Source organism: Streptomyces sp. NPDC088732 (genome assembly GCF_044751205.1).
Taxonomy (GTDB): domain Bacteria; phylum Actinomycetota; class Actinomycetes; order Streptomycetales; family Streptomycetaceae; genus Actinacidiphila.
Genome location: NZ_JBIVLI010000011.1, coordinates 183,495 through 197,960, shown reverse-complemented (window position 1 = coordinate 197,960; position 14,466 = coordinate 183,495). Strand labels below are relative to the sequence as shown.

The 14,466-nt window shown below is 74.0% G+C and carries 12 protein-coding genes; 6 read left to right on the top strand and 6 right to left on the bottom strand.

The window, feature by feature from the left end; all coding sequences use genetic code 11:
* Positions 1 to 12: 12 nt before the first annotated feature.
* The 3 genes from ACIP9H_RS20360 to ACIP9H_RS20350 all read right to left on the bottom strand — a co-directional run bounded on the left by ACIP9H_RS20360 (position 13) and on the right by ACIP9H_RS20350 (position 4,574).
* Entirely contained in the window at positions 13 to 1,587 is a 1,575-nt protein-coding gene (locus tag ACIP9H_RS20360; RefSeq protein WP_401960008.1) for a nickel transporter, read from the bottom strand.
* Complete coding sequence (locus tag ACIP9H_RS20355) at positions 1,584 to 2,951, bottom strand: hypothetical protein (protein WP_401960005.1); 1,368 nt, start codon at positions 2,949 to 2,951, stop codon at positions 1,584 to 1,586. The genes ACIP9H_RS20360 and ACIP9H_RS20355 overlap by 4 nt, the downstream gene beginning before the upstream one ends.
* Positions 2,952 to 3,029: 78 nt before the next feature.
* The gene (locus ACIP9H_RS20350) at positions 3,030 to 4,574 is read right to left on the bottom strand and encodes a DUF4331 domain-containing protein (RefSeq protein ID WP_401960109.1); all 1,545 of its coding nucleotides are present in this window, start codon (positions 4,572 to 4,574) and stop codon (positions 3,030 to 3,032) included.
* Between the two features lie 280 nt (positions 4,575 to 4,854).
* Here ACIP9H_RS20350 and ACIP9H_RS20345 point away from each other — a divergent pair, with 280 nt between their 5' ends.
* Positions 4,855 to 5,640, top strand: coding sequence for an anti-sigma factor domain-containing protein (locus ACIP9H_RS20345; protein WP_401960002.1), 786 nt, complete (start codon positions 4,855 to 4,857; stop codon positions 5,638 to 5,640).
* A 116-nt stretch (positions 5,641 to 5,756) separates the two neighbouring features.
* On the top strand, positions 5,757 to 6,020 hold the full coding sequence (locus ACIP9H_RS20340; protein ID WP_360906245.1) for a hypothetical protein: 264 nt from the start codon (positions 5,757 to 5,759) through the stop codon (positions 6,018 to 6,020).
* A gap of 170 nt (positions 6,021 to 6,190) precedes the next feature.
* Here ACIP9H_RS20340 and ACIP9H_RS20335 read toward each other — a convergent pair whose 3' ends face one another.
* Entirely contained in the window at positions 6,191 to 7,426 is a 1,236-nt protein-coding gene (locus tag ACIP9H_RS20335; protein WP_401589281.1) for a type ISP restriction/modification enzyme, read from the bottom strand.
* Between the two features lie 481 nt (positions 7,427 to 7,907).
* Here ACIP9H_RS20335 and ACIP9H_RS20330 point away from each other — a divergent pair, with 481 nt between their 5' ends.
* Positions 7,908 to 8,681: a GNAT family N-acetyltransferase gene (locus ACIP9H_RS20330; protein WP_401959999.1), complete on the top strand. Its 774-nt coding sequence runs from the start codon at positions 7,908 to 7,910 to the stop codon at positions 8,679 to 8,681.
* A gap of 107 nt (positions 8,682 to 8,788) precedes the next feature.
* Here ACIP9H_RS20330 and ACIP9H_RS20325 read toward each other — a convergent pair whose 3' ends face one another.
* Both ACIP9H_RS20325 and hmgA read right to left on the bottom strand, forming a co-directional pair.
* A complete protein-coding gene (locus ACIP9H_RS20325; RefSeq protein WP_401589277.1) occupies positions 8,789 to 9,547 on the bottom strand; it encodes a GntR family transcriptional regulator in 759 nt (252 codons plus the stop codon).
* Positions 9,544 to 10,857, bottom strand: coding sequence for a homogentisate 1,2-dioxygenase (gene hmgA / locus ACIP9H_RS20320; RefSeq protein ID WP_401589491.1), 1,314 nt, complete (start codon positions 10,855 to 10,857; stop codon positions 9,544 to 9,546). The genes ACIP9H_RS20325 and hmgA overlap by 4 nt, the downstream gene beginning before the upstream one ends.
* A 69-nt stretch (positions 10,858 to 10,926) precedes the next feature.
* On the opposite strand from hmgA, the gene ACIP9H_RS20315 reads away from it, so the two are divergent.
* The 3 genes from ACIP9H_RS20315 (at position 10,927) to ACIP9H_RS20305 (ending at position 14,463) form a co-directional block, all read left to right on the top strand.
* A complete protein-coding gene (locus ACIP9H_RS20315) occupies positions 10,927 to 11,664 on the top strand; it encodes a TetR family transcriptional regulator (RefSeq protein ID WP_401589489.1) in 738 nt (245 codons plus the stop codon).
* Between the two features lie 269 nt (positions 11,665 to 11,933).
* On the top strand, positions 11,934 to 13,328 hold the full coding sequence (locus ACIP9H_RS20310; RefSeq protein WP_401589274.1) for an aldehyde dehydrogenase family protein: 1,395 nt from the start codon (positions 11,934 to 11,936) through the stop codon (positions 13,326 to 13,328).
* A 52-nt stretch (positions 13,329 to 13,380) separates the two neighbouring features.
* On the top strand, positions 13,381 to 14,463 hold the full coding sequence (locus ACIP9H_RS20305) for a Zn-dependent alcohol dehydrogenase (protein ID WP_401589272.1): 1,083 nt from the start codon (positions 13,381 to 13,383) through the stop codon (positions 14,461 to 14,463).
* Positions 14,464 to 14,466: the final 3 nt, after the last annotated feature.

Genomic DNA, 14,466 nt, shown 5'->3' with positions numbered 1-14,466 from the left:
TCCCCCGCCGTCTCAACCGAGGGTCGCCGCCGCGCCCCTGAGCACCAGGCCGCAGCCGAGCACCAGCACCACCGACGCGGTCGCCAGCGGCACCAGACGACGCGCCGCCGTCAACACCCGACCCCGGAACAGCCCTTGCCGCAGCGACGCCCGACCGGCCAGCCGGCCCAGGCGTACCACGGCGAAACCCGCCGCCGTGAGCGTGGCGGCCAGGCCCGCGCCGTACGCCAGCACCAGCAGGAAGCCGAACCACGCCTGGCCGAGCGCCGCGGCGCCGACGAGCACGACGACGGCTGACGGGCTGGGAACCAGACCGCCCGCGAAGCCGAGCAGGATCGTGCCGCGGAGGGTGGGCCGGGCCTCGTGGATGTGCGGGTGGGGGTGCGGGTGCGGGTGGGCTGCCGGCGCCGGGGCCTCGGCGGTCAGGACGGCTGTGGCTGTGGCGGTGCCTGGGGGTGTGCGGGGGTGGTGGTGCGGGGCGTGCGTGGGGCCGTGGGAGTGGCCGTGATCGTGCCCGTGGTTCCGGCCCCGCAGCCGCCACGCCCTGCGGAGCAGCGCCGCCCCTGCGAAGGCGACCAGGACGCCGCTGGCGATGCCCAGCCAGGCGATGACCGAGGGCGCGGCGGCCGACCCCGTCGTCACCAGCAGGCCCAGCCCGAACACCCCGAGCGTGTGCGTGACCGTCACCGACGCGCCGAGGGCGACCATGTCGCGCCGCGAACGGCGGCCGCCCGCCGCCGCCGCGGCGGCCATCAGCGTCTTCCCGTGACCGGGGGCGAGCGCGTGCATCGCGCCCAGCGCCAGCGCCGTGAGCAGGGCCAGCGCGGCGAAGCCCGGGGTGAGCGCGTGCCGGGACACCAGCCCGGTGAGCGCCTGTGTCCAGCGGTCCGCGCCGCGAGGCAGCACACCGCTCCCGGGCGCCGCGGTGCCCGGGTCCGCCGCGGCGCCGAGCGCCGGCCCGCCGGGCGTCACGCGCAGCCGCGCCGACCGCTCGTCGGCGGGGGAGGACAGCAGGTCCCCCGGGTAGGCCGTCAGACGCCGTGACACCGAAGCGCCGGGCACGTCGGCGGCGGCGAGCGTCATGCGGTCGCCGCGCGCCGTGATCTCCCGCCAGCCGGGCCCGGTGCCGATGTCGGCCGGACGGTACGTCAGCGCGACCGACCCGGCGCGGGGCAGGGGCGCCGTCAGCCGGCACTCCACGCGCAGCGTCGTCAGCCCCGCCTGCCCCGGCCGTACGGCGGCGCTCGCCGCGTCCACCCGGACCGGGACGCCCCGCCCGTCCGCCGCGGCCCGCGCGCCGTCCGCCGCGGCGCCGCAGCGCTCGCGCGCCCAGGCCGCCAACTCCGGCTTCGCCAGGGTGTTGTCGCCGTTCCGGTCGACGGCCGGGACCGCTTGGGCGGCGGGGATCTCCGCGAGGTCCTCGACGTGGTCGACACGCAGCGTGCCGGGCGCGACGACCAGTCCGTCGTAGCGGTTGACGGTGAAGTTGCCGAGCGGGTGCGCCTGCGCCTGCCCGGCAGGCAGTATCGCCAGCGCGGCGGCGGCTGCCGCCACAGCGGCCGCCGCGGCCGTCCTGCGCCGGATCATGACGGGTCTCCTTCGGTGCGAGCGAGGGCCGCGCGGGCGGCGGGGGCGCCGGTCGGGGAGAAACCGGGGTTCAGGCGCAGGGCGGCGGCCAGCGACGCGTGAGCCTCCTGCCGCTTGCCGAGGGCGGCCTCGATGACACCGCGGTGGTACAGGAAGGCCGCGTTGCGGTAGCCGGGCGCGGAGGAGCGCTCCGCGTACGGCAGGGCCTCCCGGTCGCGGCCGTTGACGTGCAGGGCCCAGGCGAGGGCGTCGGCGGTGTGCACGGTCTGCCGGCGCGCCCACTCCGCGCGGGCGGCGCGCAGCGCCTCGCGCGCGTCGCCGTGGTCCGCGGCGACCAGGGCCGCGTCCAGGTCCGTCGCGACGCCGTTCGCCTTGGCGAGCGCGATCCAGGTGCCGACCACCGCGAACTGCTCCCGGGCCCTGCCCGGCTGCCCGGCGGCCTCGTACAGCTCGCCCAGCTCGGCGAGTTGGGCGGGGAGCGGGTAGCGGCGCACGACCTCGGCCAGGTCGCGGACGGCCCTGGCGCGGTCGCCGCGCGCGGCGTACGTCCGGCCGCGGCCCTCGATCGCCGGCAGGTAGCCGGGGGACGCGCGCAGGGCGGTGGCGTACTGGCCCAGTGCCTCCGCGTAGTGGCCCTGGCTCCACGCGAGCTGGCCCAGCGCCGTGGCGACGTAGGCGGTGTCGCCGGGTGTGCTCGCGGAGTCCAGGGCCCGGGTCAGGACACGGCGGGCGCCCGCGGCGTCCCCCCGCAGTTCGTGGACGTACGCGAGGCGGGTGAAGACGGGGATGCCGGGCCGCAGCGCGTCGGCGTGCTCGGCGGCGGCCAGCGCGGCGCCGTACCGGCCGAGTTCGACCAGGGCGTCCACCCGGACCGCCAGCGCGCGTTCGTTCCAGGGGTTGGTGCGCAGGGCGCGGTCGGCGGCGCTCAGGGCGGTGCGGAAGTCGTGGCGGGCGGCGGCGAGGGCGGCCTGCCCGGCGAGCGCGGCGTCGTTGCCGTCGGGGGTGATCCGCAGCGAGCGGGCGAGTGCCGCCGCGGCCTGCGGGTAGCGGGTGGGGTCGCCGGAGGTGCGGGCCTGCTCGACGTAGGCCGCTCCGAGCACCGCCCAGCCGGAGGCGTCCTCCGGCTGGGCGCGCAGGTGCTCCTGGAGCCCCGCGATGCCGCCCGCGAGGTCTCCTGCCGCGAGCCGGTCCAGCGGGGCGTCACCGGTCCGCGCGGCTGCCGCCGCCGGGCCGGTCCGGTCGCCGGCCCGGCCGGGGGAGCCGCCGAGCACCAGCGCACCCGCGGTGAGCGCCAGCGCCAGGCCCAGCGCCAGCGCGGTGAAGAGGACGGCGGTGCGCAGCCGGCCCAGGGGCGGTGCGTCCATGGCTGCCTGCCTTTCGGGGGGTGGGAGCCCCGGCCGGGGCGAGGGGAGTCACGTCCCGGCCGGGAGCGGGACCGGCGGTCAGGCCCGGTGGGCCCGGGCGCGGACCGGGCGGCGGCGCGCCCGCCACCACACCAGTGCGGCGCCGACGAGCAGCACACCCGCGCCGCCGGAGGCGGCGGAGGCGATCAGGACGGTGTTGTCGCCGCCGCCGGGACCCTGCATCAGGCCGCCGGCGTTGAGCTGGGTCACCCCGTCGGTCCGGGACGAGTCGGTCGTCGCCGCCTTCGCCAGCGGGCCGTCCGAACCGGAGCTCGGCAGGGCGACATAGGGGAAGTTCGCCCCGAAGGCCTGGTCGTTGGCGTTGACCGCGTCCCCGAGGTCGTTCTTGGCACCGACGAGTTCGCCTTCGACTACCTGGAGCGCGATGTCCACGACGTCGTCGGTCAGCCGGCGCCCGTTCGGGAAGCCGGCGGTGTCGCCGTCGAGGACGCCGAGCCGCTTGGGCTGGGCGGCGGGCGGGACCGCCGTGTTGAGCCGCAGCATCTCCGACGGGCGGACGTGCGGCGGCTGGTTGAGCTTGGGCACGCCGGTGAGGAAGACCTGGACGAGGTCGTTGCGCGGGGTGGCCGGAGCCTTGATCTTGTAGATGCCCTCGATGAGCTTCGGCAGCTCGGGCTCGGTCACGTTCTTGAGGAACTGCGCGTCGTTCCAGGGCGACGAGGCGTTGAACCTGTCCTTGTCCTTGAGGGGGTTGACCACCTCGTTCACCAGGGGCATGCCGAGCCGGGAGACCTGCGCCCAGTCCCCGTTCGCGGTGCGCCGCTGGGTGGTGGACCAGATGCCGACGACCGGCTGCTTCGCGGACTGGCGTATCGCGGCGGTCGGGACCTGGAGGGCGATCGTGTTGACGTTGTAGCCCTTGAGGGTGTCGTCGCCGACCTCGGAGAGATTGCCTCCGTAGAGCAGGTCGAAGACCCGCAGGTCCAGGAAGAAGGGGTCGTCGGACTGGCCGGCGAAGGCCGTCGTGCCGCGGCCCAGCTCCTTGACGGCCTGCTGCCGCAGGGCGTTGTAGTCCGGCATCGACGCCTTGCCGACGTTGGACGGCGCCACCGGCACGTCGTTCGCGACCTTGTAGCGGCCGGTCACGTGCTGGTTGTGCAGCCGGAACAGGTCGATGTCGTACGTCTGGAAGAAGTTCAGGTCCGGGTCGCCGAGGCTGGTGACCGGGCCGGTGTTGTAGAGGAACGTCTTCTTGTTGCGGACGTGGTCCTGGAACGTCCACCGGTAGAGGTAGTCGCCCTGGGCGTCGCCGTCGTTGTCGATGTGGATGTCGTACTGGGCGTCGTCGGCGAACTTGTAGAAGTTCGGGCCGCCGGCCGGGTCCTCGAACGGGATCCAGTTCGCCACCAGCGTGGTGGTGTCCGGGCGGTCGGGGCTGACGAACGCGTAGACGTCCGTGGTGTCGTACTGCGGCTGGCCCGAGATCAGCGGCGCCTCCCGGTGGCTGGAGGCCTCCGCGGCGTCCGGTGCCAGCACGGTGGCGCCCGCCGCGGCGAGCCCCCCCGCGGCCAGGGTGCCCGCCGTGATCAGGGCGATCGCACGGGATCGCCCGATCCGGGCCATGAGCCTGTTCCTGAGTTCTGCGGTCATCGCGTCGGTCCTTCGCGAGTGCGGCCCCTCCCCCTTGGAAGAGGTCCTGCGAGAGGTGTTCGGGACCGGGGGGCGGGGCGGATTGGCGGAGCCCGATGAATTTGCGTCACAGATTTGTCACGTGATAATGGGGCCAACCGGAGTGCTCGGCCGCGGAGTTGGGGCCGGAGGCGGTACGGGCGCCGGAGCCCGCGCCGGACCGGAGCGGGCGCCGGGTGCCGGCCCGGCGCCCGAAGGAAAGCAGGGGAGCGAGATGAGACGCTCCGTGCACGAACTGGCCGAGCCCTACGCCCTGGACGCCCTGGGGCCCCGCGAAGCGCGCCGGTTCGAGGCCCATCTGCTGCGCTGCGACGCCTGCGCGCAGCGGGTGGGCGGACTGGAACGATCGGGCGGACCGGGCGGGGCGGGCACGGTGTGGCTGGGCGGCGCCGCGCCGGCGGACGTGGTGACGGCTCCGGGGGAGGTCGTCCTGGAGCACACCGGCGGTCCGCGGTGGGAAAGGGGCGCACGCCCCGGAGCGCACCACCGGTGGCGCTGGGGCAGGCCCCCGGCGGTCCGCCTGGCGGCATCGGCCGCGGCCGCCGCGCTCGCCCTCGCCGCGGTGCTGGGCGTCCTGCTCCACCGCAGCGGGGAGCAGTTGGAGCGGGAACGGGCGCGTACGCGGGCGGTCACCGAGGTGCTGACCGCGAGCGACGCACGGCCCGCCTACACGAGCGACGACCACGGCCGCGGCATGACCGCGGTCTGCTCGCGGGCGCTGCGGCGGGCGGTGGTGACGGTGCAGGGCCTGCCCCGTCCGGCCGAGGGGCGGGTCTACCAGGTGTGGCTGGTCAGCGAGCGCCCCGAGGCGTACCGCTCGATCGGGGTGCTCGAGGACGGTCCGGGCGCGGGCGACACGCCCGGGCCGCTGGTCGCCTCCGGGCTGGACGGGAGGTCGTACGCCTTCACCGTGACGATTGAGCCGAGTGGCGGATCGCCGCAGCCCACCGCGGACCCGGTGGCCCAACTGCCCCTGCTGGCCCTCGGAATCGACGCATGACCGTCAACCCCCTTGACGTACAGGTGAATCCGGTAACGGGGATGCGTAGGTGACGCCACGGGACGATAGGGTTACCCTGCCCGGTGCCGGGTGCCCTCGAATGGGTGGGGAGTGTCATGGATCAGATAGCAATGCGAGGCAGGGCGCGAGTGCCTGCCATCACCTGCGGGAGCAGCACGTCCAGTGCGCGGCTCGACCGCCATCTTTCGGTGCTGGCCGGTCCGGCCGCGCCGCAGCGGGAGGCGGAGGAGGCCACGCTGCTGATGCGTGAGCTGACCTCGCGCGACCACGTGCGGACGAACGCGAACCGTGGAGCCCGTGTGTCGCTGTTCGCACCGCTGCGGCGGCTGCGGCGCTCGCTCTTCGGGGGCCGCGGCTGACCCGAGGGCGTCCCTGACGCTTGCGTACGCGAACAGGCTCGGGCGAACACACCGTCCCGGCACCACGCCGCCCATGCGACGTGTCGGTGTGTTCCTCCGGGCCTGTTGTCATGTCGACTTGTGGCCAGATGGTCACATAGTCATGTCGAGACGGCGAGCGGCCCGGCGGGTCAGAGCAGCACGAACTGCCCGTCCGGGCCCTCCTCGTGGTGATCGAGCACGGACGCCGGACGCCGCGCCGCCTCCGGCACCGGCAGGACACGCGCCGCCCGCAACTCCCCGGCCCCGACGAGGGGGCCCACGGCCACCCGTGCGGCCAGGGCCCTGCGGCGCGGCCGCTCCTCCGCCAGCAGCGCCAGCACGCTGATCAGCTCCAGCAGTTCGGTCGTGCGGGCGCGCGGCCAGTACGCCGGGCGAACGGCGTCCAGCGTGCCCGCCGCCCCCGGCTCCGTACGCAGGGCGAACCAGGTCTCCAGCACCCGGGTGCCGCCCGCGTGGAACTCCCAGGCCGCCTCCGGCACCGGGGCGATCCGCCCGTCCCCGACCACCAGCGCCTCCTCCTGCGCGTCCCAGGAGGGCGGCTCCCGCGGCACGTCCGGCAGGGCGGCCCGCACGTACGGCCGCCGGCCGCCCGGCAGCCGGGGATGGCCCGCGGGCCGGTCCGCCGCCGGATCGGCGTACCGTGCACCGCGTGTGTGCAGCCAGAGCAGCCGGCGGCCGAGCGCGACGCCCTGCGCCCACAGCTCCGGGTCGGCGGTCAGCGGCACCTCGACCGGGCCGCCGGCCGTGCCCGTCGCGGCGATCCAGGCCAGCATGTCCTGCGCCGGGACCGGCACGCCGAGCCGGGCCGCGAGATGGGCGAGCAGCCCGGGCGCGAAGTTGGGGTCGGCCCCGCCGGGGCGGCGGAAGAGCGGACGGACGCGGCCGGGCCGGCCGGCGGGGGAGTGCCCGTCGGGCAGCAGCGCCGAGAAGGTCAGCGGTGGCCCCGGGACCTGCGGCAGCCGGGCGAGCTCGACCGCGTACAGCTGGTGGGTGTCGTCCGCGACGCGCCACAGCTCCGGGCGGGCGGCGTCGATCAGCCGCTGGTCGGGCAGCAGCCACTGCTGGTCGTACGGGCCGTGCAGCACCCGTACCGGCTCGGCGCACGGCCCGTCCTCGCGCTCCAGCCGCGCGGTGGACACGGGGTGGCCGGGCAGCTGGGCGACGCCGGTGTGCGTCGTACGCGCCCGAGACGGCTGGAACAGGCGCTCACGCTCGTCCCCCTCGGCGCGCAGCAGCCGGTCCCAGCGGGCGGTGAGAGTGGCGGCCTCGGGAGCCAGCACCCAGGAGCGCCCCAGGCGCAGGGGCGCGGTGGACCACGGCATCAGGTCTGCCAGCGTCGGCGCTTCATCGCTCACCGCGAGCATGCTACTGAGACCGCGTCCTGTGCGGTGAGGCGGACGAGCCGTTTGCCGCAGCAGAAGGCGGTGGCGAGGCCGAGGAGGGCCAGGGGGTTGCGGGGATCGCGGCATGTCGGGCCTGGCCCACCTGTGAAGCCGCCGGTTGAACGGGTGATCTTGGTTGCCGAGGCGGACCGACTTCATTGCTTCGGAAACACTTCGCGCGAGAGGCAGCGCATTTGATTTTCATCAAGTGAAAGTTTTTTGTGCGTTCGGCGATTCCGGGATAACGTGCGGAGTGCCTGGTTCTGATGGCAAGTGGAATGTCACGGCCTGCGGCGCGCACTGTGTTCCTCCTCGAGATCCCCCATTCGCGGCCTGAGCCGTGGCATTTTGCGGTCGGACGGAAAGCGCTGCTGACAGGGGGAAGGTGTGGAGCGGGCTGCCGGGGACCGGTCATCGAGATCCCTGTCTCCGTCTCTTGTGCGGCATTGTTTAAGGTCTCCTCATGAGTCAAAAAGACGACCGGTCGATTGCTTTCGTGTCGGCTTATGCCGCCATGTTCGAGACCCTTGCCACCGCTGTTACCGGACGTGCGAGCAGAGGTCCGCAGGGTGCCGTGCTCGCAATCACCGGCGCAGCGATCGCGCCGCTGAACGCGATGATCAGTCCGAGCCTGGAGCCGAGCGCCGACGAGATCACGGCGTTGGCGGCCGCGGGGAGCCCGTGGGATTTTCCCTGGAGCATCCACGTCCGAGGGGTTCCGAGTCCGATGGTCGCCGAGGCCGCCGCGCGGCACGGGCTGACCCGGTTCGAGCGGCAGCCCCTCATGATCCGCCACTGCGACCAAGGGTTGCCGAAGGAGCCGGTCGTTGACGGTCTGCGCATACGGGCCGTGCCGCGCGACGAACTGGACCTGTACGCCAGGACCGTGGCGGAGGGCTTCGAAGTGCCGTACGAGATGCTGCGGGTTTTCGCCGATCCTTCCCTGGCGACGGTCGACGGGATGACGTTCTACCTTGCGGAGCTGGACGGTGTGCCCGTGGGAACGGGCATGACGGCTACCTCTGGTGACCTGACAGGTATCTTCAACATCGCCACGCTGCCGGGCCACAGGCGGCGTGGATTCGCAAGCGCCGTCACGCTGGAACTGGTCCGTTCGGGCTTCGCCGCAGGTGCCGGTACGGCCTACCTGTACGCGTCGGAGAAGGGCGAGTCCGTGTACCGGTCGGTCGGCTTCCGCACCGAGGAGTACCTGACGGTGATCAGCGCTCCGTCATAGCACCCCCGGACCGGTCGGCCGACCCGCGAGTCCTGGGGCAGGCAGTCAGCCCGCCCCTGGACCGTTCTCCCGCGACGGGGCGGATCTCACGTGTCCTCGAAGGCCCCTCAGGGTGCCTCCATCGTGACGGTGAAGGAGAAGCGGTCCCCGCGGTAGTGGATGCGCACGACGTCGACGACGCGTCCCGACTCGTCGTAGCTCACCCCCGTGCAGTGCAGGATCGGGCTGAGCAGCGGCACCCGCAGCAGGCGCGCGGTGTCCGGGTCGGCGAGGCGGGCCTCCACGGTGTCGGTGATCCGGCTGATCCGCACCCCCAGGGCGTCCCGCAGCACCTTCGTCATCGGCCAGCGGGCGAGGTCCGCCAGGTCGATCCGCTCCGCCAGCTCGGGCAGCACGAAGTTCTCCGCCCAGTTGACCGGCTCACCGCTCTCGTCGCACCGCAGCCTGCGGTACGCCATCGTCCCGGCCACCCCGGGGAAGTACTCGGCGTACTCCGCGGGTACCGGTTCGGGGCCGTGCCCGAGCACGCTCGTGCGCTCCCCGGACTGCTGGGCCACGATCGCGTCGACCGAGCCCAGCAGCCGGACCGGGGCACCGCGCCGCGCCGCCGGCTCGATGAACGTGCCGCGCCGGCGGTGCCGGCTGATCAGCCCCTCCTCCTCCAGCTCTTTGAGCGCCTGCCGCATGGTCAGCACGCTCACCCCGTAGTGCCCCGCCAGGACGTCCTCGGTCGGCAGCCGCAGCGGGGCGTCCGGCCGGCGGCCGAGTATCGAGGCGCGCAGCGACTGCGACACCTGGTACCACAAGGGGAGCTTGCGGTTCAGGACCAGCGAGTCGGGGGCGAAGAGGCCGGGGCTCGTCGTCATGGCCTGAAGTGTCGCTCAAGCCCCCGCCACACGTCGTCGTACCCCCGCTGCAGATGCTCCGCCGCCAGCGCCTGCGCCGTGGGCACGACCGGCCAGCGCGTCTCGAACATGAACGCCAGCCCGTCGTCGATCTTCTGCGGTACCAGCTCCGCACCGCTGGCCCTGTCGAAGGTCGTCCGGTCCGGGCCGTGCGCCGACATCATGTTGTGCAGCGAGGCGCCGCCGGGCACGAAGCCCTCGGCCTTGGCGTCGTACGCCCCCTCCACGAGCCCCATGAACTCGCTCATCACATTGCGGTGGAAGTACGGCGGCCGGAAGGTGTCCTCGCCGACCAGCCAGCGCGGCGCGAAGACCACGAAGTCGGCGTTGGCCAGGCCCGGGGTGTCGGACGGCGAGGTCAGCACCGTGTAGATCGACGGGTCGGGGTGGTCCCAGCTGACCGAGCCGAGCACATTGAAGCGGCGCAGGTCGTACACGTACGGCACCAGGTTGCCGTGCCAGCCCACGACGTCCAGCGGCGAGTGGTCGTACTCGGCGGCCCAGAGGTTGCCGCCGAACTTGTTGACCACCTCCACCGGCTCCTCGCGGTCCTCGTACGCGGCGACGGGTGCCATGAAGTCCCGGGCGTGCGCCAGTCCGTTCGCCCCGATGGGGCCGAGGTCGGGGAGGCGGAAGTGCTGCCCGTAGTTCTCGCAGACATAGCCGCGCGCGTCGGCGTCCAGCAGCTCGACGCGGAAGCGCACCCCGCGCGGGACGAGCGCGACGTGCCCCGGCTCGGCGGCCAGCAGGCCGAGTTCGGTGCGCAGCAGCAGGCCGCCGCGCTCCGGCACGATCAGCAGCTCGCCGTCGGAGGAGGAGAACACCCGGGCGTCCATCGAGCGGTTGGCGGCGTACCAGTGGATGCCGATGCCCTCGCGGCGCAGCACGTCGCCGTTGCCGCCGACCGTGACCAGGCCGTCCACGAAGTCCGCCGGGCCCTGCGGTATCGGCAGCGGACTCCAGCGCAGCCGGTTGGGATCGGCCTCGGTCTCCTGGAACGGCGCGCTGCGCAGCGCGCCGTTCGCGATCCGCCGGAAGGGCGGATGAGCGGCCGAGGGGCGGATGCGGTACAGCCACGAGCGGCGGTTGTGGTGCCGCGGCTCGGTGAACGCGGTGCCGCTCAGCTGCTCCGCGTACAACCCGAGCGGGGCGCGCTGCGGGGAGTTGCGGCCCACCGGGACAGCGCCCGGCACGGCCTCGCTGACGTGCTCGTTGCCGAAGCCCGGAAGGTACTCCAGGTCCTTGATCTCAGTGCTGGTCACGATTCCTATGGTCAAGCAGAGGAATCCGGCCCGCAAGGGGTCGTCGGGCACCTGTGGAAAACCTGTCCGACCGGCATGATGAGTCCCGTGCAGAGCAGCGGCAGCGGTCTCCGGCGGGTCCCCGTCCAGCAGCGCAGTGCCGAACGCCTCGCCCGGATCCTCGACGTGGCGGCGGCGGTCCTCGACGAGGGCGGTTACGAGGAGTTGAGCACCCGTGCCGTGGCCGCCCGCGCCGGGGTCCCGATCGGCTCGGTCTACCGCTTCTTCTCCAACAAGCGCGCGATGGCCGACGCGCTGGCCCGCCGCAACCTGGAGAAGTACCTCGCCGGTGTCACCGCCCTCCTCGACGCCGCAGGGCCCGGGGCGTTCGCCGTCACCGCGCGGCCGTCCGGGGAAGCACCTCCTGAAGTGAACTCCGGCGACCGGCGCCGCCTGGTCGGCCCGGTCGGCCTGGTCGGCCCGGTCGGCCTGGTCGGCCTGGTCGACTTGGTCGACGTCGTCGTCGACCACTACGTCGCCATGCGCCGCACGGTGCCCGGCTTCGCCCTCGTCAGCTTCGCCGGACCCGCCCCGGGCACCGCCGCCAACGACGAGGCCAACCACCAACTCGCCGACGGCCTGCGGTCGCTGCTCGCGGGCCGGCTCGGCGTGACGGCCGGCGAGGAACGGCTGCGCACCGCCTTCGTGGTCGGTGTCGAGGCGGCCGACGCGCTGCTGAAGCTGGCCTTCCGTACCGACCCCGAGGGCGACGCCGTCCTCGTCGCCGAGACCAAGGAACTGCTGCGGGCCTACCTCGGCCGCGTCCTGGACGCCTGAGAGTGCCGGTCCGCCGCGGGTTCCGCCGGACGGTGCGGGATCGCTACCCCACATGCCTACCGGTCGGTATGGTGTGCCGACAGGGGCGTCCCCGTTCACCCGGAAGGATGGGACGGCGGACGGCGGCCCGCTTCACCCGCCCGTGCGCGACGGCCTCCCCGCCCGGGTCGCCCCCGCGTGATCCACTGCACGGAGTGCCGCCCTGGCACCAAAAAACTATCGGCGCTAGTTTGGGCGGGCCAAGGCACCGCCGCCCGGGAGGACAACGGATGAAGCCGCACGACGGGATGTACATCGACGGCGACTGGCGGCCCGCCGCCGGCACGGAGACGATCGCTGTCGTCAACCCCGCCGACGAGCAGGTGTTCGCCACCGTGCCCGCCGGCACCGCCGCCGACGTGGACGCCGCGGTGCGCGCCGCGCGCGCCGCCTTCCCCGGCTGGGCCGCCACGGCGCCCGCCGACCGGGCCGCCCGGATCGGCGCGCTGCGCGACGTGCTCGCCGCCCGCCGCGAGGAGATCGCCGAGACCGTCGCCGCCGAACTCGGCTCGCCCCTGGCCTTCGCCCAGGCCGTCCACGCCGACCTCCCCGTCAAGGTCGCCGGCTCGTACGCCGAACTCGCCGCGAGCCACGCCTTCGAGGAGCGGATCGGCAACTCCACCGTCTTCCACGAGCCGGTCGGCGTCGTCGGCGCGATCACACCCTGGAACTACCCGCTGCACCAGATCGTCGCCAAGGCCGCCCCCGCCCTCGCCGCCGGCTGCACCGTCGTGCTCAAGCCCGCCGAGGACACGCCGCTGGTCGCCCAGCTCTTCGCCGAGGCCGTCCACGAAGCGGGCCTGCCCGCCGGGGTGTTCAACCTCGTCACCGGTCTCGGCCCGGTCGCCGGGCAGGCGCTCGCCGCGCACGAGGACGTCGACCTGGTCTCCTTCACCGGCTCCACCGCCGTCGGCAAGCAGATCGCCGCCACCGCCGGCGCCGCGGTCAAGCGGGTCGCCCTGGAACTCGGCGGCAAGTCCGCCAACGTCATCCTCCCGAGCGCCGACCTCGCCAAGGCCGTCAACGTCGGCGTCGCCAATGTCATGTCCAACACCGGCCAGACGTGCAGCGCCTGGACCCGCATGCTCGTCCACCGCGACCAGTACGACGAGGCCGTCGCCCTCGCCGCGGCCGCCACCGCGAAGTACGTCCCCGGGGAGCGCATCGGCCCCGTCGTCAACGCCAAGCAGCAGGCCCGCGTCCGCGGCTACATCGAGCAGGGCCTCGCCGAGGGCGCCCGCCTCGTCGCCGGCGGCCCCGAAGCGCCCCGCGCGCTGGGCTACTGGGTCAGCCCCACGATCTTCGCCGACGTACGCCCCGACATGACCATCGCGCAGGAGGAGATCTTCGGCCCGGTCCTGTCGATCCTGGCGTACGAGGACGAGGACGACGCCCTGCGCATCGCCAACGGCACCGTCTACGGCCTCGCGGGCGCGGTCTGGGCGGGCGACGACGCCGAGGCCGTCGCCTTCGCCCGGCGCATGGAGACCGGCCAGGTCGACATCAACGGCGGCCGCTTCAACCCGCTGGCCCCCTTCGGCGGTTACAAGCAGTCGGGCGTCGGCCGCGAACTCGGCCCGCACGGACTGGCCGAGTACCTCCAGACCAAGTCCCTCCAGTTCTGACCCCACCCGACCGACCGTCGCCCCCGAACCCCTGAGCGCAGGAGAAAACACCGTGGTCCGCGCCGCCGTCCTGTCCGCCGTCAACGCGCCCCTGGCCATCGCCGACATCGAGCTGCCCGACCCCGGCCCCGGCCAGGTCCGGGTGCGCCTCGCGGCGGCCGGCGTGTGCCACTCCGACCTGTCGCTGTCCAACGGGACGCTCCGCCAGCCCGTGCCCGCCGTCCTCGGCCACGAGGGCGCGGGCACGGTCGTCTCCGTCGGCGAGGACGTCACCGGCCTCGCCCCGGGCGACCCCGTGGTCCTCAACTGGGCGCCCTCCTGCGGTACCTGCCACTACTGCGGCCTGGGCGAGCCCTGGCTCTGCGCCAACGCGGGCGCGGCGGCCGCCGCGCCGTACGCCAAGCTCGCCGCCGGGGGCGACGAGCTCTACCCGGGCCTCGGCACGGCCGCCTTCGCCGAGGAGACCGTGGTCCCGGCCGCCGCCGTGCTCCCGCTGCCCGACGGCGTCCCGCTCACCGAGGCCGCCCTCCTGGGCTGCGCCGTGCTCACCGGCTACGGCGCCGTCCACCACTCCGCCGCCGTCCGTCCCGGCGAGTCCGTCGTCGTCATCGGTGTCGGCGGGGTCGGCCTCGCCGTGCTCCAGGCCGCCCGCATCGCCGGCGCGGGAACGATCCTCGCCGTCGACGTCTCCCCGGCCAAGGAGGAACTGGCCCGGGCGGCCGGCGCGACCGGGTTCCTGGTCGCGGGCGACGACCTCGCCAAGCGCGTCCGCGCCCTGACCGGCGGCCACGGCGCGGACGTCGCCATCGAGTGCGTGGGCCGCTCGGAGACCATCCGCGCCGCATGGTCCTCCACACGGCGTGGCGGGCGCACGACGGTCGTCGGCATCGGCGGCAAGCAGGACATGGTCTCCTTCTCCGCCCTGGAGATCTTCCACTTCGGCCGCACGCTCTCGGGCTGCGTCTACGGCAACAGCGACCCGGCCCGCGACCTGCCGGTCCTCGCGGACCACATCCGCGCGGGCCGCCTCGACCTGTCCGCGATGGTCACCGAGCGCATCGCCCTGGAGGGCATTCCCGACGCGTTCGACGCGATGCTCGCGGGCCGCGGCGGGCGGGCCCTGGTGGTCTTCTGAGGC